At 51.3% G+C, this 26,218-nt stretch carries 23 protein-coding genes and 1 riboswitch; of the genes, 12 read left to right on the plus strand and 11 right to left on the minus strand.

The annotated features are described in order from the left end of the window. Positions 1 to 4: 4 nt before the first annotated feature. Positions 5 to 1,207, minus strand: a complete 1,203-nt coding sequence (locus CFX1CAM_RS02450; protein WP_213696290.1) for a molybdopterin molybdotransferase MoeA — start codon at positions 1,205 to 1,207, stop codon at positions 5 to 7. 493 nt (positions 1,208 to 1,700) lie between these two features. Here CFX1CAM_RS02450 and CFX1CAM_RS02460 point away from each other — a divergent pair, with 493 nt between their 5' ends. The 5 genes from CFX1CAM_RS02460 to CFX1CAM_RS02480 all read left to right on the plus strand — a co-directional run bounded on the left by CFX1CAM_RS02460 (position 1,701) and on the right by CFX1CAM_RS02480 (position 4,951). Further along, on the plus strand, positions 1,701 to 2,852 hold the full coding sequence (locus CFX1CAM_RS02460) for an aldo/keto reductase (protein ID WP_087863213.1): 1,152 nt from the start codon (positions 1,701 to 1,703) through the stop codon (positions 2,850 to 2,852). Between the two features lie 20 nt (positions 2,853 to 2,872). Further along, positions 2,873 to 3,688 carry a DUF2085 domain-containing protein gene (locus CFX1CAM_RS02465; protein WP_087861490.1) on the plus strand — a complete coding sequence of 272 codons (816 nt, stop codon included), beginning with the start codon at positions 2,873 to 2,875 and terminating at the stop codon, positions 3,686 to 3,688. Between the two features lie 48 nt (positions 3,689 to 3,736). Then, positions 3,737 to 4,291 carry a DUF4126 domain-containing protein gene (locus tag CFX1CAM_RS02470; protein ID WP_087861491.1) on the plus strand — a complete coding sequence of 185 codons (555 nt, stop codon included), beginning with the start codon at positions 3,737 to 3,739 and terminating at the stop codon, positions 4,289 to 4,291. 72 nt (positions 4,292 to 4,363) lie between these two features. After that, positions 4,364 to 4,690 (plus strand): DUF4190 domain-containing protein, encoded by a 327-nt coding sequence (locus CFX1CAM_RS02475; RefSeq protein ID WP_087861492.1) that lies wholly within the window; start codon positions 4,364 to 4,366, stop codon positions 4,688 to 4,690. Between the two features lie 45 nt (positions 4,691 to 4,735). Beyond that, positions 4,736 to 4,951, plus strand: coding sequence for a hypothetical protein (locus tag CFX1CAM_RS02480; RefSeq protein WP_087861493.1), 216 nt, complete (start codon positions 4,736 to 4,738; stop codon positions 4,949 to 4,951). A gap of 25 nt (positions 4,952 to 4,976) precedes the next feature. Here the strand turns inward: CFX1CAM_RS02480 and CFX1CAM_RS02485 are convergent, their stop codons facing one another. From CFX1CAM_RS02485 to CFX1CAM_RS02510, 6 genes are all read right to left on the minus strand, one after another. Then, positions 4,977 to 5,465 carry a DUF402 domain-containing protein gene (locus tag CFX1CAM_RS02485; protein WP_157891654.1) on the minus strand — a complete coding sequence of 163 codons (489 nt, stop codon included), beginning with the start codon at positions 5,463 to 5,465 and terminating at the stop codon, positions 4,977 to 4,979. Between the two features lie 5 nt (positions 5,466 to 5,470). Beyond that, complete coding sequence (locus CFX1CAM_RS02490) at positions 5,471 to 6,520, minus strand: ABC transporter ATP-binding protein (RefSeq protein WP_087861495.1); 1,050 nt, start codon at positions 6,518 to 6,520, stop codon at positions 5,471 to 5,473. Further along, on the minus strand, positions 6,520 to 8,253 hold the full coding sequence (locus CFX1CAM_RS02495; protein WP_087861496.1) for an ABC transporter permease: 1,734 nt from the start codon (positions 8,251 to 8,253) through the stop codon (positions 6,520 to 6,522). The genes CFX1CAM_RS02490 and CFX1CAM_RS02495 overlap by 1 nt, the downstream gene beginning before the upstream one ends. After that, on the minus strand, positions 8,250 to 9,305 hold the full coding sequence (locus tag CFX1CAM_RS02500) for a thiamine ABC transporter substrate-binding protein (RefSeq protein WP_087861497.1): 1,056 nt from the start codon (positions 9,303 to 9,305) through the stop codon (positions 8,250 to 8,252). The genes CFX1CAM_RS02495 and CFX1CAM_RS02500 overlap by 4 nt, the downstream gene beginning before the upstream one ends. A gap of 9 nt (positions 9,306 to 9,314) precedes the next feature. Beyond that, a complete protein-coding gene (locus CFX1CAM_RS02505; RefSeq protein WP_087861498.1) occupies positions 9,315 to 9,980 on the minus strand; it encodes a thiamine diphosphokinase in 666 nt (221 codons plus the stop codon). A gap of 32 nt (positions 9,981 to 10,012) precedes the next feature. Then, positions 10,013 to 10,122: riboswitch (TPP riboswitch) on the minus strand. Between the two features lie 65 nt (positions 10,123 to 10,187). Continuing rightward, positions 10,188 to 11,036, minus strand: a complete 849-nt coding sequence (locus tag CFX1CAM_RS02510) for a hypothetical protein (RefSeq protein ID WP_087861499.1) — start codon at positions 11,034 to 11,036, stop codon at positions 10,188 to 10,190. A gap of 274 nt (positions 11,037 to 11,310) precedes the next feature. Here CFX1CAM_RS02510 and CFX1CAM_RS02515 point away from each other — a divergent pair, with 274 nt between their 5' ends. Genes CFX1CAM_RS02515 through CFX1CAM_RS02525 form a run of 3 tightly spaced genes read left to right on the plus strand, consistent with a single transcriptional unit; the run spans position 11,311 to position 14,714 of the window. After that, positions 11,311 to 12,255 carry an ABC transporter ATP-binding protein gene (locus CFX1CAM_RS02515; RefSeq protein WP_087861500.1) on the plus strand — a complete coding sequence of 315 codons (945 nt, stop codon included), beginning with the start codon at positions 11,311 to 11,313 and terminating at the stop codon, positions 12,253 to 12,255. 4 nt (positions 12,256 to 12,259) lie between these two features. After that, a complete protein-coding gene (locus CFX1CAM_RS02520; RefSeq protein WP_087861501.1) occupies positions 12,260 to 13,513 on the plus strand; it encodes an ABC transporter permease in 1,254 nt (417 codons plus the stop codon). A 7-nt stretch (positions 13,514 to 13,520) separates the two neighbouring features. Next, positions 13,521 to 14,714, plus strand: coding sequence for an ABC transporter permease (locus tag CFX1CAM_RS02525; RefSeq protein WP_157891655.1), 1,194 nt, complete (start codon positions 13,521 to 13,523; stop codon positions 14,712 to 14,714). A 126-nt stretch (positions 14,715 to 14,840) separates the two neighbouring features. Here CFX1CAM_RS02525 and CFX1CAM_RS02530 read toward each other — a convergent pair whose 3' ends face one another. The 4 genes from CFX1CAM_RS02530 to CFX1CAM_RS02545 form a co-directional block, all read right to left on the minus strand. After that, complete coding sequence (locus tag CFX1CAM_RS02530) at positions 14,841 to 15,866, minus strand: sugar kinase (protein WP_087861503.1); 1,026 nt, start codon at positions 15,864 to 15,866, stop codon at positions 14,841 to 14,843. An 11-nt stretch (positions 15,867 to 15,877) separates the two neighbouring features. Beyond that, positions 15,878 to 16,840 carry a bifunctional 4-hydroxy-2-oxoglutarate aldolase/2-dehydro-3-deoxy-phosphogluconate aldolase gene (locus CFX1CAM_RS02535; RefSeq protein WP_087861504.1) on the minus strand — a complete coding sequence of 321 codons (963 nt, stop codon included), beginning with the start codon at positions 16,838 to 16,840 and terminating at the stop codon, positions 15,878 to 15,880. Between the two features lie 22 nt (positions 16,841 to 16,862). Then, positions 16,863 to 17,483, minus strand: a complete 621-nt coding sequence (locus tag CFX1CAM_RS02540) for an RraA family protein (protein WP_087861505.1) — start codon at positions 17,481 to 17,483, stop codon at positions 16,863 to 16,865. Between the two features lie 336 nt (positions 17,484 to 17,819). Then, the gene (locus CFX1CAM_RS02545; RefSeq protein ID WP_087861506.1) at positions 17,820 to 18,503 is read right to left on the minus strand and encodes a rhomboid family intramembrane serine protease; all 684 of its coding nucleotides are present in this window, start codon (positions 18,501 to 18,503) and stop codon (positions 17,820 to 17,822) included. A gap of 433 nt (positions 18,504 to 18,936) precedes the next feature. Between CFX1CAM_RS02545 and rpoB the strand changes: the two genes are divergently transcribed. From rpoB to fusA, 4 genes are all read left to right on the plus strand, one after another. Beyond that, positions 18,937 to 22,851 carry a DNA-directed RNA polymerase subunit beta gene (gene rpoB / locus CFX1CAM_RS02550; protein WP_087861507.1) on the plus strand — a complete coding sequence of 1,305 codons (3,915 nt, stop codon included), beginning with the start codon at positions 18,937 to 18,939 and terminating at the stop codon, positions 22,849 to 22,851. Positions 22,852 to 23,110: 259 nt separating this feature from the next. Then, positions 23,111 to 23,527, plus strand: a complete 417-nt coding sequence (gene rpsL / locus CFX1CAM_RS02560) for a 30S ribosomal protein S12 (RefSeq protein ID WP_087861509.1) — start codon at positions 23,111 to 23,113, stop codon at positions 23,525 to 23,527. A 106-nt stretch (positions 23,528 to 23,633) separates the two neighbouring features. Further along, complete coding sequence (rpsG, locus tag CFX1CAM_RS02565) at positions 23,634 to 24,104, plus strand: 30S ribosomal protein S7 (protein WP_087861510.1); 471 nt, start codon at positions 23,634 to 23,636, stop codon at positions 24,102 to 24,104. A gap of 38 nt (positions 24,105 to 24,142) precedes the next feature. After that, entirely contained in the window at positions 24,143 to 26,218 is a 2,076-nt protein-coding gene (gene fusA, locus CFX1CAM_RS02570) for an elongation factor G (protein WP_087861511.1), read from the plus strand.

Raw genomic sequence — 26,218 nt, forward strand, 5'->3', positions numbered from 1 at the left:
TCTCCTAAAATAGATTCACTTCAACATGTTCATTTTTTTGCAGACCCTCTTTGTCGCGAGGAATGCGAATATAACCATCGGTGTTTGCCAGTGTGGTGATCAGCCCGGATTTACCAATGACCGGGTGCGCCTGCCCAGCCTTTATTTTTACGGGCAACAGGTCTTCGCGTCCGTGGTTGCTGGGCACCGCGCGTGCGATCGGCAACACCAGGCGAACTTCTCCTGTTGACCCACCCATCATTGTTTCCAGGAGGGGTTTAACAAGCACCTGGAACATGAAAAATGCGGCTGCCGGGTTACCGGGCAAGCCAAATACGGGTTTCTCGTCGATAGCGCCCACAAGCGTCGGTTTCCCGGGTTTGGCTGCTACGCCATGCACCAGCAAAGTTCCCAGTTCTGAGACCAGTTCAGGCAATGCATCTTGAATGCCGACGGAGGTGCCGCCGGTGACGATCAAACCATCGCACGTTTTTAAGGCTGTAAGCATCCTTTCCCGGATGACGGGTTTATCATCCTTGCAGATACCAAAGGCATGTGCCCCTGCGCCGCATTTTTCTAAGGCTGCCTGCAGCAGGGGCTCATTCACATCGCGAATTTGTCCCGTACTGATAGGCTCGCCGGGTTTTACAAGCTCATCGCCGGTGGAAATTAATCCGATGACTGGCGCCCGGTATACGGTCACTTGGGTGAACCCCAGGGCAGCCAGGGTGCCAACATCTGCGACATCGATTTTCTTTCCCTGTTGATAGATGACCTGACCGGGCTTGAGGTCGTCGCCCTTGAAGATCAGGTTGGCGCCCGGGGCAACAGGCTTGATTACGCCGATGGTCCCATCGCCGTAGTCTTCGGCATGTTCGAGCATGACCATTGCGTCTGCACCCGCCGGCAGTTCACCGCCTGTTGGCACAGAGGCGCATTCGCCCCGTCGCAGAGTTAATTGGCTGTGCTCACCCATCGCTGATTTCCCAACAACCGTTAATATCGCCGGTATGCTTTCCGAGCTGCCAAACGCATCGGCGCTGATCAAGGCAAAGCCATCCACGGTTGAGCGGTTGAAATTCGGCACGAATTCCTTTGACAACAAATCCTGGTATAGCCTCCTGCCTAAGGCTGCCTCCAGGGGCACATTTTCACCGGATGCACGTAAATGACCAAAATGGTCGCTTATGATCTGGTTGACCTGTGCCAGCGTTTTTACTTCCAGCATCATTGTTAGGCTTTCACCAACTTCTTGTTTAAGGTTAAGTATGGGGATTATAGCTTTAATCGATCTGTATAGCCAATGGAGCTTTGTTACAAGCCTTTATAGAAAACTGTCACCTCCTCCCTGGCGGGTATTTGCGATTTGGGGGCTTGCCCTCCTGGATTTGATTGTGGTGGTTAACCCAAAAGCCGCTCGCACCTCGAGCGGCTTTCTTTTTGGGCTGTAGCACCCTTATCGAAAACTATCGAGGAGGGGTGCTACAGCCGTTGATAAGTAACTACTGTCTATCATTGTACACCACCTCCTCTTTAGTGGGATTGCAGATCCTCAACCAGAACCTGTACGATGCTGATTGGTGATAATGCAAGTATTACACAAACCAGCGGGTTTGTCAATCAAACTGAAGGGGAGTTTGTCTTCCATGCGGAGATTTATTAATGCAGATATTGTTTCGGGTATAATCGAGTTTGTGAAAACCATAACGGAAAGGTCCATGATGCAATTTAGAAAATTTGGTTCGACGGGCTGGGATGTATCCGCTTTAGGGTTTGGTGCCATGCGTTTGCCGATTCTCGAGGGTGATAGCGGCAAAATTGATGAACCACTCGCCACAGCGATGATACGGCGGGCTATCGACGCCGGCGTGAATTATATCGACACCGCCTGGGGTTATCATCGGGAACAGAGCGAGCGATTTCTCGGGCGGGTATTGAAGGACGGTTACCGTGATCGGGTTCGTTTGGCGACCAAACTGCCCTCCTGGCTGGTTGACACATCGGCGGATTTTGATCACTTCCTGGAAGCCCAGCTCGAGCGGCTGGATGTTGACCACCTGGATGTGTATTTATTGCATTCGATGAATGCGCACCACTGGGAGAAGTATCAAAAGCTGGATGTCTTTTCATGGGCGGAGAAAAAGATGGCTGAGGGTTTGTTTCATCATCTTGGTTTTTCGTTCCATGATACCTATGACGTTTTCGAAAACATTGTCAGGGGATATGACAACTGGGCGATGGCGCAGATCCAATATAACTATATCGACATCGATTACCAGGCAGGGATGAAGGGATTGAAGTTAGCTGCGGACCGGGGCATGGCGGTGGTGGCGATGGAACCGCTGCGCGGCGGGCAGATTGCTGTAAACCCGCCGCCCTTGCCGGTGGCAGAAATCTGGGCACAGAGCGAGCGGGATTGGTCGCCTGTAGCCTGGGCGCTGAACTGGCTGTGGGATCAACCCGAGGTGTCACTGGTGCTGAGTGGTATGTCTGCGATGGAACATGTGGAAGAAAACCTGTTATTAGCAGCAGATGCAGCGGTGGGAAAATTGACCGATGAAGACCATGCCCTGGTGAGCCAGGCGCGAGAAACCTACGTTTTATTAAAGCCAATCCCCTGCACCCAATGCGAATACTGCCTGCCCTGCCCAAGCGGTGTGGATATCCCGCGCGTCTTCGCCATCTACAACGATGCCGTCGCGTTTGATGCCTGGGACTCTGGCTACAGAGCCTATAACCTTTTTACCAAACCTGAAGTGCGAGCCGATAACTGCATCGAATGTGGAGAGTGTGAAGCTGTCTGCCCGCAGAACATTGAAATTATCGAATGGCTGGCGACCGCGCATCGGAAATTGACCATTCCTGAAGGTTAAGGAAGGACACATATAGCAAAGTGACTGAAGAACAAGCCCCTGAAGCCCCGCGGCGGTCCTCTCCCTGGCGCTGGATTTTGATCGGCTTTGCAGTGGCGCTGACGATCACCTGGTTGGCGCTGACGCCCAGCGGTCTGTTGGGTAAAGCCCAGGCTGTGGGGTATTCGGTTTGCCACCAGATCGATATACGCTCTTTTCACATCCATGGACGGTCGTTCCCCTTATGCGCCCGCTGCTCGGGTACATTCCTGGGGGCGCTGTTGGGTATGCTCTTTCAGGCAGTTCAGGGTAAAAAAGGCAAGATGCCGTCCATTGGCGCCAGCTTGGTGTTTGCCCTGTTCGCCCTGGCCTGGGTTCTGGACGGGGTTAATTCCTTTGCCATGCTGACTCCCATGCTGCCATCTCTGTATCAAACCCAAAATTGGACCCGTCTGGTCACCGGGATGGGGATGGGGTTGGCGTTAGCGGCTTTTCTATGGCCTGCCTTTGTTCAGACGATGTTCAGGCAGTGGCGGGATCTATCGCCAGTGAGTAGCTGGCAACAACTGCTGCTTCTGGTTGGTCTGGCAGGTGCCCTGGCGGGGCTGGTGTGGTTGGAAATTGCGTGGGTTTTATATCCACTGGCTTTATTAAGCGCCTTCAGCGTGATCATGCTGTTGACGATGGTGTACAGCATGGTATTGGTGATGATCTTCAAACGCGAAAACACTTTTAACCGTCTGAGGGAGTTGTTAATCCCGCTGATCAGCGGTTATGTTATCGCGTTGATCCAGATTGGGGTTATCAGCGTGGTGCGATTTATAATGACCGGTACCTGGGGAGGCTTTACCTTATAATCAGTTTCCGTTATAATTGACGATTATCAACTTCGAAAGCAGGTTAAGATGGATGTCATTGCAGCTTTTGGGCTATCAGCCAGCGCTGGATTAAATGCTTATATCCCCTTACTGGTGGTTTCGCTGTTGGCGAAATTTACCAATTTGATCAACCTCTCTGAAAGCTGGCGTGCATTAGAGAGCTGGTGGATTATTGGCTTGTTGATCGTTCTGTCACTGGTGGAATTTCTGGTGGACAAAATTCCGGCGGTGAATCATATCAATGATATCATTCAGACTTTTGTTCGCCCGACAGCTGGTGCAATCCTGTTTGCAGTCAGCGCTCAAGCGATTACAGAGGTGAACCCGATTCTCTCGATTGCGATCGGTCTGCTGGTGTCCGGGGGCGTGCACGCGGCGAAATCTGTGCTGGTTCGCCCGATAACCACGGCGACCACAGCCGGCGCCGGAGATGTGCCGGTCAGCGTCCTGGAAGACGTGGCTGCCACCACGATCTCAGTGCTCTCGGTGGTGATCCCGATTCTTGTGGCGATTATTTTGGTGGTCTTTCTCATCGGGCTGATCTGGTGGATCGCCAACCAATCGATTGAAAAAACGACCTGAGCCGGAATTACCTGACACAGGGCTTATTTTCATTTATAATATAAGCAGTCATCAGATTGATAGGAGCGAATAATGACAAATCAAGGATACAGTCAACCCCCCATTTATCAACAGACATCTACAATGGCTGTGATCAGCCTGATTTCGGGTATTGCCAGCTTTTTTATCCTTCCCCTGTTAGGCGCAATTCTGGCGATTATTCTGGGCTATTCGGCAAAGAAAGAAATTGCACAAAGCGGCGGCGCGCTCACCGGTGAAGGGCTGGCCACTTGGGGCTTGATATTGGGCTGGGTAAACATCGGTTTGGCTTTGATTGGGATTTGCCTGAGCATCCTGGTGTTTGCTGGCGTTTTAACATTGCCCTTTTGCTTTATTCCATTTGCAAATGGTTTTAATTAATTGGATGACAGGACTTCATAACACTTTAACAATTTGGAGGTATCAATGACAGAAGACATCAGCTATATCCCGGAACTTCCAGAGGTGGATAGCGCAGTTCCAGAAAAGAAAAGCAAAAAGACCCTGTGGATCATTCTCGCGGTCATTGCAGTTCTGCTCATCTGCTGTTGTGTGGCAGTGGTGATTGCACTGGCTGCTGGATGGTTCAGTTCCGACTCGTTAGATCTTTTTTCCCTGTTGCCCTTTTTGAACCTCGTATAGCCTTAGGGAACATCAGCAAGCAAGATTAACGGTGCTCGTCAATTGTATCGCCTAACCAGCCCGATTGGGCGATGAACAATAAGGTGTCCAGTGCCTGACAGGCGTGACGGCGTGTGTGTGCATCGAGATTGAGCGCGTCAAATTCGTCTTGATCCAGCACCAGGTAGCCGCCATCCGGAAACACCAGCAGGTCCAGCGCCAGGTCAACATAGCTGATATAGCCCGGAACGATCTCCGCCGGGGTGGTGACGTTGCAATACCAGCCTTTTAATTGGTCATCATCCCGGTCGTGGATTTCGAAGATGTTATACCAGCGGTTTGAGTAATAACGTTCGAGATAGCGGTCATTTTCCCGCAGGGTAATCCCGTGAAAAGGAAGGTCAGGGCGGTTGAAAAAGGCTTCGACCAGGATGCTGTCTGGCTCCTGGCTGAGAATACGTCCCTCATAACGCCAGGTTTCCTGGCGTTGGGTGTTTAATTTTCGGATGATGACATTCAGGGGGTCAGGTTGCATGGGGTTCAGGCTCCATTTTCCAGGCATAATACATTTGAGGGTGAATAGTGCACCTGCAGGCGCTCTCCGATGGTTAGCGGGTTGGGCAGTAAGATTTTGAATTCGGGTAACCGGTCATTGATGGTCAGGGAAACCTGATATTTTTCACCCTGGAAAACCTGGTCGCTGACTCGACCTGCAAGCAGGTTCACCGCTTCAATGGAAGTCAGTTGCACCTGTGACGGGCGAAAAAGCAGCGTTACCCGCTGACCTGGCGCTGGGGGCTGGCGATCGCAACTGGCGTGTATCAGCCCCAGGGCTGTTTCAACCTGTAAAGGCTTGTGGGAGACCACGGTGCCTTCAACCAGGTTGCCCAGCCCAAAGAACCGGGCGACCCACTCATTGCGGGGATGGTGAAAGAACTCATGAGGACGCCCACTTTGAATAATGACCCCCTGGTGGAGCAGCAGCAGGCGATCTGCTATGGAAAAAGCCTCTTCCTGGTCGTGGGTGACGTAAATGGCAGGTATTTTGCTCTCATGCAGGATACGGCGCAACTCCTGGCCGAGGTCTTCGCGCAGGGTTCGATCCAGGGCGCCCAGGGGTTCATCCAGCATCAGCAGGCGGGGGTTGGGAGCCAGGGCACGCGCCAGTGCAACTCGCTGCTGTTCGCCGCCGGAGAGCTCGGTCACCTTGCGTTGGGCAAAACCCGCCATACCGATGGTTTCCAGCGCGCGTTCAACCCGGGCGTTGATTTCATCAACAGGCAGATTTTGCATCTTAAGCCCGAAAGCAATATTTTCGGCAACATTGCGATGTGGGAACAGGGCATAATCCTGGAACATGAGCCCAAAACGGCGCTTATGCGTGGGAATCCCCGCCAGGGAGGCGTGCTTCCAGTAAACATCGCCGCCTTCAGGTTCTTCCAGCCCGGCGATAATGCGCAGCAGGGTGCTCTTCCCGCTTCCGGACGGTCCCAGCAGGCACACGGTTTCATTTTCATCCACACTGAAGGAGACCCCCTTAAGCAGAGGCTGACCTTCGTAGGACTTGTCGATACTGATCACAGAGAGCATTAATGTTCGCCCCTTTCGGATTTTTGCAGTCTTTCAATGGTGAAGATGCCCGCAGCACACACCAGCATCAAGATGGTGGACATCGCCAGAGCCTGACCGTAGTTAAGCGCACCGGGCTGGGAGATATAGCGATAGATGGCTACGGGGAGGGTGGGGTAATCGGGCCGGACTAAAAACGTGCTGGCGCCAAATTCGCCCAGGGAAATGGTGAGCGCAAAGATTGTGCTGACCAGGATGGACGGGGTCAATAAGGGCAGATCAACCTCGCGCCAAACCCGCAGCGGCGAAGCCCCCAAAACTCGGGCGGCATTACGCAGCGAGGTGGAAATATTCCTCAGCGCCGGGGAAAGGGTGCGCACAATGAAGGGCAGGGCTACCAGGGTATGTGCAATCGGGATCAGGAGCGGAAAGCGCAGGGTGCTGAAGGGTGGGCGGTTGAAAACAATGATAAACCCCAGTCCCTGGGTGATGGCGGATGCCCCGAGGGGCAACATCAGCAGCGGGTCCAGAATTTTGGTTAACGGCGTCCTGTACCTTTGCGCATAGGCGACCAGCAAACCCAGCGTGAGTGTAAGCCCAATGGTCATCAGGGCAAACAGGAAGGAATTGCGGGCAGCTGTGATTGGTGGGACAAAGAACAGGTCGCCGCGGCGGTTAACCGCCAATTCGCGATAGAACTGCAGGGTCAAGCCGCGTTCGATTTCACCGCGCTCACCCCGGGTGGGTTCCAACTTGACGATGGAGCGCAATGCCAGTGAGGACAGGGGCGCCACGAGCAGAACGAAGAGGGTGGTGATGATCACGATGAGCACCACACGTTCAATCACCCGGGTTGGTTTGCGGGGGATGATTCCCCGGGCAGGCGGCGCTGCAACCCGATCGCCCAGCCCGGATACCCGGTTGTGTCCGAGAGTGATCAGTAGAGTGCAAAGCAATTGCAGAATCGATAGAACGCTGGCCATGGGTAAGTTCAACAGATGCAGAGCCTGGACATAGATTTCTACTTCTAAGGTTGCAAATTGAGGTCCGCCCAGCATGAGCACGACGCCAAAACTGCTAAAATTGAACAGAAACACCAGCAAGGTCCCGGCGAAAATTGCGGGCTTCAACTGCGGGAGGGTAATTTCCTTAAATGTGCGCCAGGGACTGGCACCCAGCACCTGGGCGGCATGCTGCAGGCGGATGTTCTGCTGAGACCAAGCATTGGAGACCACGCGCAGGATGATGGTGGTATTGTAAAACACGTGTGCAACGAGGATCGCACCAAAGGTGTTGAGAAACTGGATCGGGGGCGCCGCAAGGTTGAACAGGGACATCAACCCCAGGTTGATCCAGCCCCGGGGACCTAAAAGCGCGTTGAACCCGGCTGCCACGACCACGGTGGGCAGGATAAAGGGCAGTGTCGTCAGGGTTTCAAGGAATTTTTTGCCAGGAAAGATGAAATGTGTGAATGCCCAAGCGCCTGGCAGCCCGAGGAAGAGGGTCAACAGTGTGGACAGCGCCGCCTGGCGGATGGTAAAGGAAAGCGGTCGCCAGATGCGGGTGAGGTTGAGCACGCCCGGGTCGAAGCCCCAGCCCGATGAGGCGCTGCCTTTGAGGACCAGGTTGAACAGGGCGAATAAGGGCTGGTAAAAGAAATAACCCAGAAAAAGCGCTGGCAGAAACCAGAACAGCAGCCCCCTGAAAACAGGGTGCCTGGTCCATCTGTGGAGGCGGCGGTGTGAGACAGTCAATCCAGGACGGTCTCCAGCCAGGCGTTAATCCAGGCTTCCCGTTTGGCGTCGATCAGCTCGGGCGGCAGGCTGGCGGGTTGATCGGGGATGTCGACATGTTCCAGGAAGGCTTGCGGCAGGCTGGCTTGCGGATTAACCGGGAAGACGAACATTTGCATCGGGATATCTTCCTGGAAGGGGACGCTGAGCATGAAGTCCACAAAGAGTTTTGCCAGGTCAGGATTGGCTGCATTTTTGAGGATGCCGACGAATTCGATTTGCCTGAAGCAGGTGTCTGGCCCGATGATTGAGCCTGTGGGGGCTTGGGCGAGCTCGGTTTCCGCGAAGATCACCTCTGCTGCCGGGCTGGAGCCATAGGACACGACCATGGGCTGCGGTCCACGCCCGCTCGAGCCGCTGAAATTGGTATAATAAGCCGTTTCCCAATCGCTGACGACGACCACGTCATTGTGCTTGAGCGCAGCCCAGTAATCCAGGTAGCCGTCTTCGCCGAAGTGGGCGATGGTTGCCATCAGGAAAGAGAGACCGGGCGATGAGGTGGCCGGGTTTTGTACCACCAGCAGACCGGCATATTGGGGCTCTGTTAACGCCTCCAGTGAGGTCGGGATGGTCAGGCTGTGGTCGGCAAAATAGGCTTTGTCGTAATTGATGCACACATCACCATAATCGATGGGCAGGGCGAAGTTGCCCGGGTCGAGTTTAAACGCAGCCGGGACCTGAGCCAACATCGGTGAATCATAGGCGATGAAGAGCTCCTCTTCCAGGGCGCGGGTCAGGAAGGTGTTGTCGAGACCAAAGAAGACATCGGCAACCGGGTTTTCTTTGGTCAGAATGGCCTGGTTGAGCGTGGTGCCGGCGTCGCCGCCGCGCACAAAGACGACCTTCACACCATGTTCGGATTCAAAATCAGCGATAAGTTCTTCGCTGATGGCGAAGGAATCGTGGGTTACGACAGTTATGGATCGCGTTTCAGCCGGGCGGGCAAAGGGCGTACAGGCAGCGGAGAGCAAGGTGACGATCAAAACGAGCAGGGCGAACATTTTTTTCTGCATGGATTTACCTCACTTTGTAAAAACGGATCGGGTCTCGTGAATACACAGTAGCAATCCTGATTGAATCGAAATACGGGCTGTGGGTGCGTTCATTTCGTTGCTGATTCCGAGGGTGTTGTCCGGGAACAGCGTGCCGTTATTCAGGGAATAGCGCAGGCCTTCGGTATGAATGCCGGTGACCGGTCCATTCAGCGGCAGCAGCGAGACCCGTTGACCAACTTCTCCACTGAAATTTGCCGATTTCCGGATGAGAAAGACCTCGCTGTGGCCGTCAATCAGGCGTATATCGACCTCAGCCAGGTCGGGACGGGTGAGGAGGAAGATATTAGCCAGGGTTTGATCCAGGCGTCCACCCAGGGCTGCGACTACACGGATCATGTCCGGCGCCAGTTCCAAGGCTGCGTCCAGGGCAAGGTGCAGATCGGTTTCATCTTTGTCGGTTGGGAAGGTCCGGATTTCAACCCCGATGAGACGCAAACGCTGAACGGCATCCGGGTCGGCAGAATCGAGGTCGCCAATCACCATATGCGGGGTTAATCCCAGGTTTACCAGGTGTCTTAATCCCCCATCAACAGCGATCAGATAGTCGGTATTCTGCAGGGCAGTGCGGATCTTATCAGGCTCGGGCAGTTCGCCGTTAACAAACAGGAAAACTCGGATTGGGTTGTGAGTCATAAAAACACCCTTTCTTCCCGGAGAGGGTGTTTTTGGTGTTGATGCATCATCCCTCCGCCGGCATTATCCGGATCAGGTCTTGCGGGTCGAGGACCTGCGTCCTCCTCTCAGCCTGAAGTCTCAGGCTCCCCGTTTAATTGATATGCTGTATAAATCTTACCTCATAAAAGGGTCGCCCGTCAATCCGATGATCGGGGATGACGATTTCTAATCAAAGTTCGATCCTGGCTCAATGATGGTGGGTTGGACCTGTTTTGCTTTTTTCTTTTTTGCCAACACGACGATGACAATCACGATGAAAATGACGGCGATCAGGGTCAGGCAGCACAAACCGCCAACGGCGTAAGGAACCCATTTGAAACCCTCACCCAGGTCCAGACCGGGTAGAAGGCTGCGGGATTTGGTTCTGTAAACTGCCCAAAATTCAATCGGCTCGGTCAATTTCATCAAATCTGTCAAGGGGATTTCCCAAACGATGACCTTGTTGGATCGATCATAGATCGCTATGGGGTCGGCTTCTATAAATTGTTCTACGTGCAGCTCCAGCCTGTGTTTGGCTTGAGCCAAGTAGGGCTCGAACATACGGAGATATTCCTGATCAATTTGGTTGCCTACCGCTGAACCGTAATCCATGGTTTGTGAGAACCGAAATGTGCCATCATTGTTATCGGTTATGGTAAAGGTCAAGGAATCCATATCAGTGTTTTCATCGAACTGGAATCCTTTGGTCATGTCAAACAAATCGATTTCCATGACGACGTGGAAAGCCCGATCTTCTGCGTCATAATAGCTGTTGACAGAAACATCCTTAAGGTTTGGAAAGTCGGATTTCAGCTCTTCCGGTGTGACAGCAAATTCCTGTAATAATTCTTCGCGTATTTCTTCTGCCGTCCCTCCAAAGCCGATGATAGAGAGCATATCTTCTGAAAGGATCATTTCAATGACATATTTGCCCGAATTATCCTGGTTGTGCCAAATCTTTTGAGTCAACTGCACACAACCACTTAAGGTCAATATCATTGCTAAACTCAGAACCGTCAGCATCTTTTTATACATTTGTGAACTCCTTTTACAGGGTGAGAACAATAGATAATAATTGATTTTATCATGATTTTGTTAACCATGCCTCTTTTTATAGGCACGGCACGCCGTGTCTCTACGAGTTGAGCAAATATTTGTAAAGATCGTAAATAATAAAATATATTATGTTTATTCAAAACCAGAAATGAGCTGCATTTCTCACACTACATAGCAATAAATTAATAATATTCGTGCTATAATGTTTTTGAAATATCCATCCGTGATCAATTAATTCATATTAGGAGATTTTATGCCACCGATCGTCGAAGTTATCAATCTCCTTAAAAAGTACGGTGACTTGACCGCCGTGGATGGGATCAGCTTTACCATACAGGAGGGTGAAATCTTCAGCCTGTTGGGCCCCAACAGCGCCGGAAAAACCACGACGATTTCGATTCTTTCGACCCTGTTCTCGCCTACAGCCGGGGAAGCCATCATCTGCGGTCATTCGGTGACCAAAGAGCCGCTGGCGGTCAAACGAGTCATCGGTGTTGTGCCCCAGGAAATCGCCCTGTACGAAGACCTGACAGCGTTGGAAAACCTGAATTTCTGGGGGAAGATGTATGGCTTGTCCGGACGTGACCTTTCCAGGCGTATTGACCAGGTGTTGGAGCTGACTGGCTTGAAAGAGCGTGCCAAGCAACGCATCAAAACCTATTCTGGAGGAATGAAGCGGCGGGTTAACATTGGCGTTGGTTTGTTGCACGAACCGCGCTTGCTGTTTATGGATGAGCCCACGGTGGGGATCGATCCACAATCTCGGCGCGCCATCCTCGATTCGGTAAAAGAGCTCAACCGTGCAGGGATGACGATCCTATACACGACGCATTACATGGAAGAAGCCCAGGAACTTTCAGATCGGGTTGGCATCATTGATCACGGCAAGCTGATCGCCCTGGGCACCCAGGGTGAACTCACCGCCCAGGTGGGCGAGATGGATACGCTGATTCTCCATTTGGGCGAAAACGAGGACCCCTTTCACCTGGCTGAGGGACTTAAAACGCTGCCGGAGGTACTGCAGGTCAACCCCACGGACCACGAAGTGGCGATTGTCACGGCTTCTGCAGAAGAAGCGCTGGCGCCTGTTGTCTCACGGGCGAATGAGATGGGAATTAAGATTTATTCCGTGGACATGCGAGAACCCAACCTGGAGGCTGTCTTTTTGCATTTGACTGGACGGGCGTTAAGGGAGTGAGACCATGGGCTTACGAAAGATATTTTTAATTGCATTTAAAGATCTGCGCCTGATCTTCCGTGACCCCGCTGCCCTGATCATGATGCTGTTAGCGCCGTTCCTGTTGACCATTGGCATGGGAGCGATCGCCGGCGGCTTCTCGGGAGGGGCTGGATCGACCTTCAGCGATATCCCGGTAGAGATCGTTAACCTGGATGAGGGCGTTTTAGGGCAAACACTGGTGGATGTGTTCACCTCACCTGAATTGGAAGCGCTGGTTGCACCCAGGTTATCCACGGACCTGGGCGCAGCGCAGGCGCTGGTCGATTCCGACCAGAGTGCGGCAGTGATCTATATCCCGGCTGGTTTCAGTGAAAGCCTCCTTTCACCTCGGACACAGGGCGGCTCTGTGGCGCCGATAGAATTTTATGCCAACCCCACCATGCCTAACAGCGCTGGCTTCCTGCGCTCCGTGGTGGACCAATTCGTCAACCAGGTGGAGATCGGGCGGGTTTCAGGTGAGGTGATTGTCACCCAGTTGCTGGACAATGGACTGATCTCCTACCAGCAGGCGGCGGATATCGGCTCGCAGATCGGTTATGAAATAGGGCAGGCATCTGGAACCCGCTCTTCAATTCGAATCAAGGCGGATCTTGCCGAAGGTGAAGCGCTGGAATTTAATATCCTGGCTTATATGGCGCCTGGCATGGCGATGATGTTCCTGATGTTCGCCGTCACCTACGGTGCGCGCTCACTGCTTGTAGAGAATCAGGCTGGCACCCTGCCGCGCATGTTGGTGGCGCCAACCTCCTCAGCCAGTGTGCTGGGGGGGAAATTTGCTGGGGTTTTCCTCACCGCAGTTGCCCAGCTTACCATCCTGATAGGGGGCACTTCGCTGCTGTTCAGTTTACAGTGGGGCGACACGCTGGGCGTGATCCTGCTGATCCTGGCGGCTGCTTTTGGCGCTACTGGCTGGGGATTGTTGTTCGCAGCGATCCTGAAGACACCCGGTCAAATTGCGATCACCGGTTCTGCGGTGATGTTGCTATTTGGGTTGTTGGGCGGCAGTATTATTGATCTGAGCATGCTGCCGCACTGGTTGCAGCTGCTGAACAAGATCACACCCAATGCTTGGGGCAACGATGGCTTTTTTATCCTAGGTATTGGCGGTCAGTTGAAAGACATCAGCACGCATCTGATTGCGCTGCTGATCATGGGTGGTGTCCTGTTCACCTTTGCTTCGATCTGGATTGGCAAACGCGGACTGGCGCGAAAGTGAGGTAGCATTGAACAAGATCTGGTCCATCATACGCAAAGATTCCCTCATTCGCTTCACCAGCCCTGTTGAATGGATGTTTTTCTTGATTTTGCCGGTATTGTTTATCTTCATCCTCAGCGGCGGTACCGGTGTCCCTGCTGATAGCCGCCTGAACCTGATGACCGTCGACCAGGCGAATTCCACGCTGTCAGCCGCTTTGATCGCAGAATTGGAGAAGTCCAGCTCGGTCAAACCCCTGATGACCGACCTGAGGAAAGCGCTGGATAGCTTTGAGTCACGCCAGGCTGCCTCTGTGTTGATCATCCCGGAAAACTTTGCCGTCGAAGCGCTGCAGCAGGGACAGGCAGAGCTGGAGCTCAAACAGCAACGCAATAACCTGAATGCCCTGGTGCAACAGCAGGCCGTGCAGACTGCAGCGGGGCGCATCAGCAGCGTGATGGATATTGCCAATAAAAGCGTTGAGCTGGCGGAATCCTTAAAACCCTTTGCCAGCCGCGAGGCGCGACAGATGTTTTTTGATGAATCCTATGCCGCTGCGCAAAATTTGCTGGGATCGGCGCCTGAGCTTGTTACAGCTCTGGAGGGGGAAACTGAAGACCCGATCAACTACGACCCGCGCGCCAATTCCACCGCCGGGCAGATGGTCACCTGGGTGTTTATCCCGCTGATCGGTCTTTCAGCCATGTTCGCCCTGGAGCGCACGGGTGGGACCTTGCGCCGCATCCTGGTCACGCCGACCAGCAAAGCGCTGTATATCAGCGGGACGGTGCTGGGACAGGTGTTAACTGCACTGCTGCAAATGGCGATTTTGATCGGCTTTGGGGCGTTGGTGATGAAGATCAACTGGCTGCACGCCCCCCTGGCGTTGCTCCTGGTGATGCTTACATCTGCACTGGCTGCCGCCGCCCTGGGAACGATGCTGGGTACTTTTGTGAAAACCGAGGGACAAGCCAACGGTTTATCGATCCTGATTGGCATGGTGATGGCGTTGTTGGGCGGCTGCTGGTATCCGATTGAGCTGTTCCCGCCGCTGATGCGCATGGCTGCCAAGGCACTGCCGACCTATTGGGCGATGACCGGATTTTTGAACATCGCCGTGCGGGGGCAGGAATTATCAGGCGTGTTGTTTGAAAGTGCGGTTCTGTTGGGTTTCGCCCTGGTGTTCTTTGTGATCGGTGTGTGGCGCTTCAGGTACGAGTAAAGCCGGGCGAGATGTTTGGTGATGACCACCGTTTTACACTGTTCAAACCCAATTGGCTAAAAAAAAGGGGCTGCATTGTCACTCAGCCCCTTTTTCAGGTCATTATTCAAAAGGTCAAAGAATGGGTTATCTTTGAACCCTTCCAGAAGCATCCCCGCCCATCAAATTGAGCACATCGGCAATGCTGACAAGATTAAAATCGCCAATGATGGAATGTTTCAGGCAGCTGGCTGCCGCAGCAAACTCGAGTGCGTCCTGTTTTCCCGTGAACGCGTTCAACCCGTAGATTAAACCCGAGCAAAACGCGTCTCCACCCCCAACCCGATCGACAATATCGCGAATCTCATAACGCGTACTGAGGTAGAACTGCTCCCGGTCATTCAAACAGCCTGCCCAACCGTTGATATCCGCACTCTGGCTTTCGCGCAGTGTTATTGCGATTAACTTCATGTCAGGATATTGTGCCAGAACCTGGTTGGTGAGTGCTTCGTATTTTGAAACGTCTAATTTGCCGCTCTCGACATCAGCATCAACTTTAATTCCCAGTGATTTCTGGCAGTCCTCCTCGTTAGCAACGGCAACATCCACGTACTTGACCAATTCGGTCATCACCTCAGGTGCATTTTTGCCATATTTCCACAAATTTTTCCGAAAATTGAGGTCACAGGACACCGTGATGCCTTTTTCCTTGGCGGCTTTTACCGACTGAAGGGAAAGCAGCATGGCTGATTCTGAAATTGCTGGCGTGATACCGGTGATGTGGAACCAGTCGATTCCTGAAAATGCCTGGTCCCAATCGATATCGCCGGGTTTAGCGAGGGCAATCGCAGAAAATTCACGGTCGTACACAACCTTGCTGGGGAGCTGGTTTGCGCCAGGCTCCAGGAAATAAATCCCCATCCGCCCCGCGCCACGTTGAATCCTGCTGGTATCAACGCCGAATTTCCTGATGGTCTGGACGCAAGCGTCGCCGATCGCGTTTTTAGGAAGCACCGTGAGGTAGCTCACATCCATCCCGTAATTTGCCAGCGATACTGCAACATTGGCTTCTCCGCCGCCGAAGGTCGCCTCGAGCATTAACCCTTGAAACAAGCGCTCGTGGTATGGCGGTTTCAACCGCAGCATGATCTCGCCAAAGGTTAGGAATTTCATTTTTATTCTCCTTACTTTTGCAGAAGGTGGATAGCGAAACCGCCAAACTCATCGTTTAAATACACAGCAACCATCGAGTCGCCCTTGTATTTGGCGGTTTCCATGTCAACTTCAAAGCCGCGCTTTGCCAGATAGTGAACGGCTCTTGAGATGTTGTTGGTCTTAATGGCAATATGACCCATCTCGCCGAGGAATTTTGATTTCATTACTTCAATACCAGGGCTGGCAAAGTTCGAGCTATTGCCTTCCTTGGTGGCAAAACCGAAAGCAGACTCAAATTGCTTGCACACCTGCAGGGATTCATCAGCAGTGTCCACATTAATGCCAACATGTGCCATTTCGAATCCCAGCAGGATGTCGATGGCTCGTTTAACGACCTCTGTGATCGCGCCAAAATTGTGATTGACAATATCAGCCGTTTTACACAACCAACCACCGCCAATGGCGTGGATGAATGGTTGACTCGCATATTCTGAGAGATTGTCATTATTAACGCCACCTGTGGGAATGAACTTAACGCCGACAGACTTAAAGGGGCCGTTTAATGCATTCATTGCAGCAACAGCGCCGTAAACATTGGATGGGAAGAATTTAACGGTGTACACTCCCAGTGCCAGCGCCTGTTGGATTTCTGTCGGTGTGACGCAACCGGGCGTTACCGCAACATCATGTTCCACACACCAGCTCACTATTTCAGCGTCAAAGCCGGGAGAAACAATGAACTGTGCGCCGGCCTCGGCTGCTTCAATGCATTTTTCTAATGACAAAATTGTGCCTGCGCCAACCAGCATTTCAGGCACAGACGTGCGCACGCTTCTGATTGCTTCGATTCCCGCTGCTGTGCGCATGGTGATCTCCATGATGTCCAATCCACCAGCCAACAGCGCCCGGGCAGCTGGAACCGCGTCTTCAACTTTGTCGATGACGACAACAGGGACGAGGCCTGCTTTTCCAAGCCTTTCAATTACATTCATTTCAACCTCTTTCGTGATTCACTTAGAATGAACCGTATTTTTTCTCGGCTTCGACTGCAGACATACCACGTTCAATCGCCTCACGGGTGTCTTTTTCTCCGCGTACTTTCTCCAATGTGACAGTGATTGCTTTCTCTTCGATTTCTTTAGGGATCACGACAACGCCGTCAATATCACCAAAAATTAGATCACCGGGCCGAATCAGGATATTTCCAATTTCAACCGGAACGCCATAGCGAATGACCTGGTTGCGATACAAAGACCCCTGGGCATCTCGCCCCATACAAAACACAGGAAAATCCTGCTCTAAAACCTGGCGCGTATCGCGAATGTAGCCATCAATTACAGCACCCACCGCTCCCCGGCGTTTGATGGTTGCAGTCATGATTTCGCCGAAGTAGCTACAGCGGCGGTCTCCGCCTGTTACGATGTAAACCTCGTCTTCGCTGATATTGTCAATCGCCTCAGTCAGTAATCCCAGGGGTTTCTCTTGTTCACCATACACATCGCAGATGATGGTCGGGTATGCACGTCCCACCATCACATCCGTAAGACGAATCGGTTGAATAACGTTAGGAAGATAAATGTGGCTGTAGCCCAAGGTATCCATCATGTCGCAGATGGAACCTATTACGGTTTCCATAAATAAGGCTCCTTGTTAATCCAAAATAAAACGAGCTTAACATTAAGACAACAAATGAGATAAAAGTCTAATAAGCGCCTCCTTTAACACAAAAATGTTGATGGTTGAAAAGCTGGAAAAATTATAACACACATTTAAAAGCGCCTGTCAAGACGTATTAAATTGTAAAAGCTCTAGAAAAAACCCTGGTGAAGGAATGCCATCTTAGAATATTTAGAAAGGCAAGATCACATCGAATTGCAAAGAAAAATAATATCATTTGATCGATATCTAATTTTTAATTAGATGATATTAAAGCATATTGATTTCCCACCCCTTTTGATGAGAGGAGAGTTGCTACCAGCGTTGCTGCTGTGGGGTTTGATGGCGGCGTTTTTTGAACAATATCGCCAGCAGCACCCCGGTGACAAACCCGCCAATGTGAGCCCAAAAAGCTACTCCCCCGACATCTGGCCCACCCAGGGAGAGCACACCGCTGAAAAATTGCAGAATGAACCACATTCCAAGCACAATTATGGCTGGGACAGCCCTGAGCGTCATGAAATACCCCAGGGGGATGAAGGTGAGTACACGGCTGTGCGGATAAAGCACGAGGTAAGCGCCCAGAACCGCAGCGATAGCTCCGCTGGCGCCAACCGTGGGGACAACGGACAGAGGGTTTGTGATGGTGTGCACGAGTGTGGCTGTCACGCCGCCAACCAGGTAAAACATCAGGTAGCCCAGGTGCCCCCATGCGTCTTCAACATTATCGCCGAAGATCCACAGGTAAAGCATATTTCCGCCCAGGTGCAAGAGCCCCGCATGCATGAACATGGCAGTGAAAATATTGCGCAGATTGCTGAATTTGATGGGTGCCATCAAGAAATTGTAGGGGACAAATGCAAATTGGTATAAAATAGCCTCGCTCTGCTCGCTGGCTAACAGCCATTGCAAGCAAAAAACAATGACGTTGACGATAATTAACAGGGTATTCACCACCGGTACCCTGCGGGCTTTGATTTCGTCTCGGATGGGTATCATGACTACTTTTGCCCCTTTCCTGCGTGGAAAATTGAAATGGTTCAGTTTATTATAACCAGGTTTTTCAACGCTTACCAGTCATATCTGCCAACTGAGCCCGTATTTAATGTGCTAATCGATTAAACAATCATTGCTTCGTGCTCAGTATTATCACTGCTGTGTCTATTAATGTTCGCACAGCAGAGGCTGCAGGTTTTTTTGGCCCCCTTTACAAAACATGATTTTTGAAGGATGATTAACATCCACCAGGGAAATTAAGTGTTAATGGGACTCAGACCTTATTTTGACCAAATTGATTTTTTAGCTTGACTTTACATTATCGATTGGCTAGAATAACCATTCGCGAATTGCGCGCCAGTGTCTATTTAAAAACGTGGAAAGACCAAAAGTTATCAGGAACACCCCAGTCATCATAGCTTATCAGGAGCCCTAAATGGCAGAATTGCCCATCAAATCATACCAAAATATTCCAGTAGGTTTGGACCTACCTCCCTTAATCCAGGTGCAGATTGATTCCTTCAAGCGGCTTAAGGAAAACGGGTTTTATGATTTATTTGCTGAAATTTCCCCCATCGAGTCCTACAACAAAGAGATGCAATTATTTTTCCCCAGCAATGATGAGGTCACAAAAGAATGGGGTTTGAAGTTTTGGTACGAAGATCCTAAAACGACAATTGAGGAATGCCTGGAGCGTGATCTGACTTATGCTTCGCCGCTGAATGTCACGGTATTGCTCGTGGGAAAGGAGATTGGAGAACCGATCACACAGGATTTATACCTGGGCGATTTTCCAGAGATGACTCCCAAGGGGACCTTTATCATTAATGGCACAGAGCGGGTTGTGGTCAACCAATTGATTCGTTCTCCCGGGGTGTACTTTGGGAGCGAGGTTGATCGGATGACAAATCGACACATGTCGACAGCCAAGATGATCCCCGACCGGGGAGCCTGGATTGAGATGGAAACCCGCAAGAACGATTACATTATTATCAAATTTAACCGAAAACGGACGACACCAATCACGGTTTTCCTGCGTGCTTTAGCCGCGGTTGATGACGGCATGGGCGACGACAACAACCCGATTAAATATGGCACGGATGAGGAATTAATTGAGCTTTTCAAAGACGTAGATAAAGATACTGAGCGCTTGTTTATTGCTTCGTCAATTAACCAGGAGCCTTCCTGGGAAGAATATTTCGCTGACGGAAAAACCATTGCCGAGGCTGCATTAATTGAATTTTTCAAACGTTTGCGCCCTGGCGATCCACCTACGCTGGAGAATGCAAAGGTATTTTTAGAAGATCAGCTGTTCGATAAACGTCGCTATGATCTTGAGCGCGTCGGCCGTTATAAATTGAACCAAAAGTTGGGGCTGGATATTCCTATCGATCATCGCACGATCACAAAATGGGATATTGTGCAGATCGTAAAAAGAATGATCCTGATCAACAACAAGAAAGAGCAACGCGATGATATGGACCATCTGGGTAACCGCCGGTTGAAGACGGTCGGCGAACTGGTCCAGAATAAATTGCGAGGCGGTCTGAACAAGATGGAACGCATAATCAAAGAACGCATGTCCACCAGCGGTCAGGAGCAGGTTTCTCCATCCAGCTTGGTGAATATTCGCCCGTTAGTCGCCTCCTTGAGAGAGTTCTTTGGTTCAAGCCAGCTTTCGCAATTTATGGAAGAAACCAACCCCCTGGCAGAGTTACGTCATAAGCGCACGCTTTCCGCCCTGGGACCGGGCGGTCTGAGGCGTGAGCGAGCGGGTTTTGATGTGCGCGACGTTCATCACACGCATTACGGTCGCATTTGTCCTATCGAAACACCTGAAGGACCGAACATTGGTTTGATCGGTCGGATGGCAACCTATGCCACGGTTAATGAGTATGGCTTTATTGAAACGCCGTACCGTAAGGTGATTAAGGCATTAAAACCTACGGATAATCTGGTCGATCGCCAAGTAAGGGAGGATATCAAGGACCCGAAAACAGGAGAGCTGATCGCTGAAAAGGGTGAGCGCATAACCAAAGAGCTGGCAAAAAAACTAGCTAAACTTGACCTGAACGAGATTTTGGTGACGCCTTTCGTGTCAGATCTATATCATTATTTGTCTGCAGATGCTGAGAGCAAATTCACGATTGCCCAGGCTAATGCGCCGCTTAACGAATTTCGTGAATTTACCAGGAGAGTCTCTTGTCGGCACCAATTAGGTTTTCAATTATCCAATCCAGAAAAAATTGATTATATTGATGTTTCACCACAACAGATTGTGGGTGTGAGCGCCGCTTTGATTCCTTTCCTGGAGCATGATGATGCAAACCGGGCGTTGATGGGCTCAAACATGCAGGCACAAGCCGTACCACTGATTCGACCTGAAATCCCAATTATTTCCACTGGCATGGAAGCCTATGCAGCGATTGACTCCGGCCAACTGGTAGTGGCTGACGAGGATGGCGAGGTTGTCTCTGTAACGGGAAGAATGATCCAGGTACGTGAGAGCGATGGCAACATCCGCACCTACAATTTACAGAAATACAGACGCTCTAACCAATCAACCTGTATTGATCAACATCCAGCGGTGATTAAAGGCCAGCGGATTCATAAAGGAGAAATCATTGGCGATTCTTCTTCTTCTGTTAACGGCAACCTGGCATTAGGTCAGAATGTGCTGGTAGCCTTTGTCTCCTGGGAGGGTGGCAACTTCGAAGATGCGATCTTACTCTCAGAGCGACTCGTGCAGGAGGATCGATACACTTCGGTTCACATCGAAAAGCATGAGGTTGAAGCACGAGACACTAAGGTTGGCCCAGAGGAGATCACCAGGGATATCCCTAACGTTGGCGAAGAAGCTGTCCGCAATCTTGACGAGCACGGCATTATCCGCATTGGGGCAGAGGTTGGCCCCTCAGATATTTTAGTGGGCAAGATCACACCAAAAGGCGAAAAGGAATTGTCACCTGAAGAGCGGTTGTTGAAGGCCATCTTTGGTGAAAAATCGCGAGAAGTGAAGGACACTTCCTTGAAAATGCCACATGGCGAGCATGGCATTGTGGTTGATGTTAAGGTCTTTACCCGCGAAGAAAATCCAGACCTGAAAGCAGGTGTGGAGACCATGGTGCGAGTCAGTGTTGCTCAACGTCGCAAAGTGACTGAGGGTGATAAAATGGCGGGTCGTCATGGGAACAAAGGTGTGATTTCAATGATTGTTCCGGTTGAAGACATGCCGTTCCTTGATAATGGACGGACGATCGATGTGATCCTGAACCCGTTGAGCGTACCTGGTCGTATGAACCTCGGTCAAATACTGGAGACTCACCTTGGGTGGGCTGCTGAACGACTTGGTTTCAGAGCTGTAACCCCGGTATTTGATGGTGCAACTGAATATGAAATTGAGGCTGAGCTTGCCCGCGCGTGGATAATCGATCGAGCCTGGGAGGTCGCTGCACAGAAAGCCTGGGACTGGATAAAGGGTTTTGAGGGGTATGACCCCGAGATCATCAAAGACGATGATGAGGTGCGCTTGCTGTACCTTGAAGATTGGTTGGGCGATCGTGGATATAAGGTTCATGAATTCCCATCCGATCCCAATTACGCCCGCCGTTCCACAATGCGCGAATGGTTGCGTGACGAGGGCTATGATCCGGATAAAATTACCGCTTTTGAGGACGATGTTATCCCCGCTCATGAGCGACACGGTCAAGATTCTCGGGCGATTGATGCCTGCCTGAGGTTGTGGATGCAGTCTTTCGGTGTGAAGGTCAGTCAACAGCTTAAGAGTGAAGAGGTGCGAAGCAAAGCCCGCCAGGTGATGCAGGATTTCGATAAGCCTAAACCTACTCTTGGAAAACAGAAATTGCGCGATGGCAAGACGGGTGAATATTACGATCACCCGGTTACGGTTGGTCTGATGACGGTAATGAAACTGCATCATCTTGTAGAAGATAAAGTGCATGCCCGTGCGACGGGCCCATATAGCCTGGTTACCCAGCAGCCCTTGGGCGGGAAAGCCCAGTTTGGCGGTCAGCGTTTTGGAGAGATGGAAGTCTGGGCCCTGGAAGCCTATGGTGCGGCTTATACCTTGCAAGAGATGCTAACCGTAAAATCTGACGATGTTGAGGGCCGCAACAGTACCTATGAAGCCATCGTTAAAGGTGAAAAAATAAAAGATCCCGGCATCCCGGCTGCTTTTAAGGTCCTGGTTAAGGAATTGCAGAGTTTGGGTCTAGCAGTTGAAGCTGTTCTGGAAAACGGCGAGTTGATCACTTTTGGCAAGGATGAGGAAAAAAGCAAGAGCTTCAATCCACGCACCGGTTTGATCAGCCTTGGTCAGGATCTAGGGTGAAGCCAGGGTTTCTAAACCATCTGGTATTGCAAACAGGATTGGCAAAATTCGCCCGGTGAGCTTGCCCCCTGAAATTGAAAAAACCTTGACGCTCACCGGTGCGCATGGTAGGATTATCGTTTGTTACCTTCGTGCTGGGCCAATAATCTTGACCAGCTTTATGGAGGAAAAATTTGATAGCAGTGAGGCCATCTTGAACGATGATGATGGCCTCCATTATTGGAGATAGTCATTTTTAGCTGTAGATTTGGAGGCAAATGTGCCAACGATCAACCAATTGATACGAAAAGGCCGAAAAACAAAGCAGAATAAGAGCAAGGCGCCTGCGCTGCAATATACGTATAATTCACAAAAACAAAGACGTATTCGACAGCTAAAGGGTGCACCGCAAAAACGCGGGGTCTGCACAATTGTACGGACCATGCCCCCTAAGAAACCGAACTCGGCTCTGCGGAAGATCGCCCGTGTACGTCTGACAAACCACATGGAAGTCACTGCCTACATCCCTGGCGAAGGTCACCAATTGCAGGAGCACTCGGTGGTGCTTGTGCGAGGTGGCCGCGTTAAGGATTTATCCGGTGTACGCTACCATGTCGTCCGAGGTACGTTGGATTCGACTGGCGTTGAGGACCGTGCGCAGGGTCGCTCAAAATATGGTGCAAAAAAGCCCAAGTAGCCAGGGTCGAACACGATTTAACGTAGGGCGAAGCATTTAAATCGGTCTCATCAGGGATTGTAAGATGTTTTGCCCTATTTTAATTATTTTTAAGTAAGGAGTTAGTATGGCGCGTAGATATAAACCAGAAAAGCGAGAGGTTTCACCGGATATTAAGTACGGCAGTACTGATATTCAGGAGATGATCAATCGGATCATGCTCAAGGGTAAAAAGAGCACGGCTGCCAATTTGATGTACGATGCGCTTGCAATCATTGAAACACGCACTGGCAAGGATCCCGTTGAGATCTTTGATGCTGCACTGAAGAACGTTTCCCCCTTGATGGAAGTGCGTCCACGCCGTGTGGGTGGCGCTACTTACCAGGTGCCGTTGGAAGTTGATCCCATCCGGCGAAAAACCCTGGCTATGCGCTGGATCATCACCGCTTCTCGTTTGCGACCGGGGAAATCCTTTGGCGAAAAGTTAGCCAATGAGTTGATGGATGCGTCAACTAATACCGGCGCTGCATTCCGCCGCCGTGAAGAGATGCACCGCATGGCTGAAGCTAACCGCGCATTCTCCCATTTCCGGGTTTAGGATTTGCCAGCTAAGCCGACCGGGTTAGGTTATCAGAAATGACCGCGCAAGAGTTTCCGCTTGAACGTTATCGCAATATTGGGATTATTGCGCATATCGACGCGGGTAAAACCACAACGACTGAGCGGATTCTTTTCTATACCGGGCGCACTTATCGCCTGGGCAATATCGATGAAGGCACTACGGTCACCGATTGGATGGAGCAGGAACGTGAACGCGGCATCACAATCATGTCTGCGGCGGTGACCACATTCTGGAAAGACCACAAGATTAATATTATCGACACGCCGGGTCATATTGACTTTACGGCTGAAGTCCAACGCTCATTACGCGTTTTGGATGGCGGTATCGTCGTCTTTGATGCGGTTCAGGGTGTTGAACCGCAGAGCGAGACCGTCTGGCGACAGGCCAATCGCTACGCTGTACCCCGCATTTGTTTTGCCAACAAGATGGATCGGGTCGGCGCGTCTTATTCTCGTACCCTCGAATCCATCAAAGCGCAACTGGGCGCTAACCCCCTCGCCATGCAAGTGCCCATCGGCGCTGAGGAATCCTTTTGTGGTGTGGTCGACTTGTTGACGGAACGGGCTATTTACTTCGAAGGTGAACTGGGCAGCAAGCCGCGTGAGGAAGAAATTCCTGCAGAACTGCTGACCATCGCTGAGGAGCAACGTGCGATTTTGGTGGAGCAAATTGCTGAATTGGATGACGAGGTGATGATGAAATACCTCGAAGGCGAGACGCTCACCCTGGCGGAATTGAAAATGGCGCTGCGCAAAGGTGTGCTGCAAAACAAGGTCACACCGGTGTTTTGCGGTTCGTCATTGCGCAACAAGGGTGTGCAACCCCTGCTGGATGCCGTTGTCGATTACCTACCATCCCCCCTGGATGTTCCTGATGTGACCGGAATCCACGCAAAAACAGGCGATATGATCACCTGTCCACCCGATGATGCCGCTCCCATGACGGCTCTGGTGTTTAAAATCGTCACGGACAATTACGTCGGACGATTGGCTTATGTCCGCGTTTATTCGGGCAAGATGAAAAAGAATGACACTTATTTGAACGCAACCCAGGGTAAAAAGGAACGTGTGGCACGCTTGTTGCGCATGTATGCTGATCACCGTGAGGATATGGATGAACTAAAAGCAGGTGATATCGGCGCGATTTTGGGTTTAAAACAAAGCTTCACGGGTGATACGCTGTGCGATCCTTCAAAACAGGTTCTCCTTGAAGCGATTTCTTTTCCACACCCGGTGATTTCTGTGGCGATTGAACCCAAGACGGCAGCAGATCAAGATCGGATGGGCATTGCGCTTCAGAAGTTAGCCGAAGAAGACCCCACTTTTAGTATCCGGCAGGATGCGGAAACCGGGCAGATGATTATTTCTGGGATGGGCGAGCTCCATCTTGAAATTCTGGTCGATCGTATGCTGCGGGAGTTTAAGGTCCAGGCCAATGTTGGCAACCCGCGGGTGGCTTATAACGAGACCATTACGCGGTCGGTACCTGAAGTTGAATATCGGTTTATCAAACAAACGGGTGGGCACGGTCAGTTTGCCCATGTTGTGCTGCGGCTCGATCCACTCGAAAGCGGGGCGGGCGTTGTGTTTGAGGATCGAGTTAGTGGAGGTGCGATCCCCAGGGAATTCATCCCGGCAGTTGAAAAAGGCATTCTCGAAGCCGCAGAAAGCGGCGTCCTTGCAGGTTACCCGATGACGGACTTAAAGGTCACTTTGCTCGATGGCTCTTTTCACGAGGTTGATTCAAGCGAACTCGCTTTTCGCATGGCGGGAATTTTCGCTTTTCGGCAGGGTGTGAACCAGGGCAAGCCCATTTTGCTTGAACCGATCATGAAGGTTGAGGTTGTCGTGCCTGAAGCGCATACTGGTGATGTGCTGGGTCACATCAATTTAAGGCATGGCAATGTTCTCGGCATGGATTTACGCCAGGGGAATGCTCAGGCGATTCATGCTGAGGTGCCACTGGCAGAAATGTTTGGATATGCCACCGAGTTACGCTCTGCAACCCGGGGGCGCGGCGTGTTCACCATGGAATTTGAACGCTATGCGCCGGTTTCAGAGGCGGTGATGAAAAAAGTTGTTGGATTATAA

The organism is Brevefilum fermentans, from assembly GCF_900184705.1.
In the GTDB taxonomy this organism is placed as follows: Bacteria; Chloroflexota; Anaerolineae; order Anaerolineales; family Anaerolineaceae; genus Brevifilum; species Brevifilum fermentans.

What these genes read in the sequence shown, in the direction of transcription:
- CFX1CAM_RS02450 (WP_213696290.1), bottom strand. Translation starts at nt 1,207, where the DNA reads ATGCTGGAAGTAAAAACGCTGGCACAGGTCAACCAGATCATAAGCGAC.
- CFX1CAM_RS02460 (WP_087863213.1), top strand. Translation starts at nt 1,701, where the DNA reads ATGCAATTTAGAAAATTTGGTTCGACGGGCTGGGATGTATCCGCTTTA.
- CFX1CAM_RS02470 (WP_087861491.1), top strand. Translation starts at nt 3,737, where the DNA reads ATGGATGTCATTGCAGCTTTTGGGCTATCAGCCAGCGCTGGATTAAAT.
- CFX1CAM_RS02475 (WP_087861492.1), top strand. Translation starts at nt 4,364, where the DNA reads ATGACAAATCAAGGATACAGTCAACCCCCCATTTATCAACAGACATCT.
- CFX1CAM_RS02480 (WP_087861493.1), top strand. Translation starts at nt 4,736, where the DNA reads ATGACAGAAGACATCAGCTATATCCCGGAACTTCCAGAGGTGGATAGC.
- CFX1CAM_RS02485 (WP_157891654.1), bottom strand. Translation starts at nt 5,465, where the DNA reads ATGCAACCTGACCCCCTGAATGTCATCATCCGAAAATTAAACACCCAA.
- CFX1CAM_RS02490 (WP_087861495.1), bottom strand. Translation starts at nt 6,520, where the DNA reads ATGCTCTCTGTGATCAGTATCGACAAGTCCTACGAAGGTCAGCCTCTG.
- CFX1CAM_RS02500 (WP_087861497.1), bottom strand. Translation starts at nt 9,305, where the DNA reads ATGCAGAAAAAAATGTTCGCCCTGCTCGTTTTGATCGTCACCTTGCTC.
- CFX1CAM_RS02505 (WP_087861498.1), bottom strand. Translation starts at nt 9,980, where the DNA reads ATGACTCACAACCCAATCCGAGTTTTCCTGTTTGTTAACGGCGAACTG.
- CFX1CAM_RS02510 (WP_087861499.1), bottom strand. Translation starts at nt 11,036, where the DNA reads ATGTATAAAAAGATGCTGACGGTTCTGAGTTTAGCAATGATATTGACC.
- CFX1CAM_RS02515 (WP_087861500.1), top strand. Translation starts at nt 11,311, where the DNA reads ATGCCACCGATCGTCGAAGTTATCAATCTCCTTAAAAAGTACGGTGAC.
- CFX1CAM_RS02520 (WP_087861501.1), top strand. Translation starts at nt 12,260, where the DNA reads ATGGGCTTACGAAAGATATTTTTAATTGCATTTAAAGATCTGCGCCTG.
- CFX1CAM_RS02530 (WP_087861503.1), bottom strand. Translation starts at nt 15,866, where the DNA reads ATGAAATTCCTAACCTTTGGCGAGATCATGCTGCGGTTGAAACCGCCA.
- CFX1CAM_RS02535 (WP_087861504.1), bottom strand. Translation starts at nt 16,840, where the DNA reads ATGAATGTAATTGAAAGGCTTGGAAAAGCAGGCCTCGTCCCTGTTGTC.
- CFX1CAM_RS02540 (WP_087861505.1), bottom strand. Translation starts at nt 17,483, where the DNA reads ATGGAAACCGTAATAGGTTCCATCTGCGACATGATGGATACCTTGGGC.
- CFX1CAM_RS02545 (WP_087861506.1), bottom strand. Translation starts at nt 18,503, where the DNA reads ATGATACCCATCCGAGACGAAATCAAAGCCCGCAGGGTACCGGTGGTG.
- rpoB (WP_087861507.1), top strand. Translation starts at nt 18,937, where the DNA reads ATGGCAGAATTGCCCATCAAATCATACCAAAATATTCCAGTAGGTTTG.
- rpsG (WP_087861510.1), top strand. Translation starts at nt 23,634, where the DNA reads ATGGCGCGTAGATATAAACCAGAAAAGCGAGAGGTTTCACCGGATATT.
- fusA (WP_087861511.1), top strand. Translation starts at nt 24,143, where the DNA reads ATGACCGCGCAAGAGTTTCCGCTTGAACGTTATCGCAATATTGGGATT.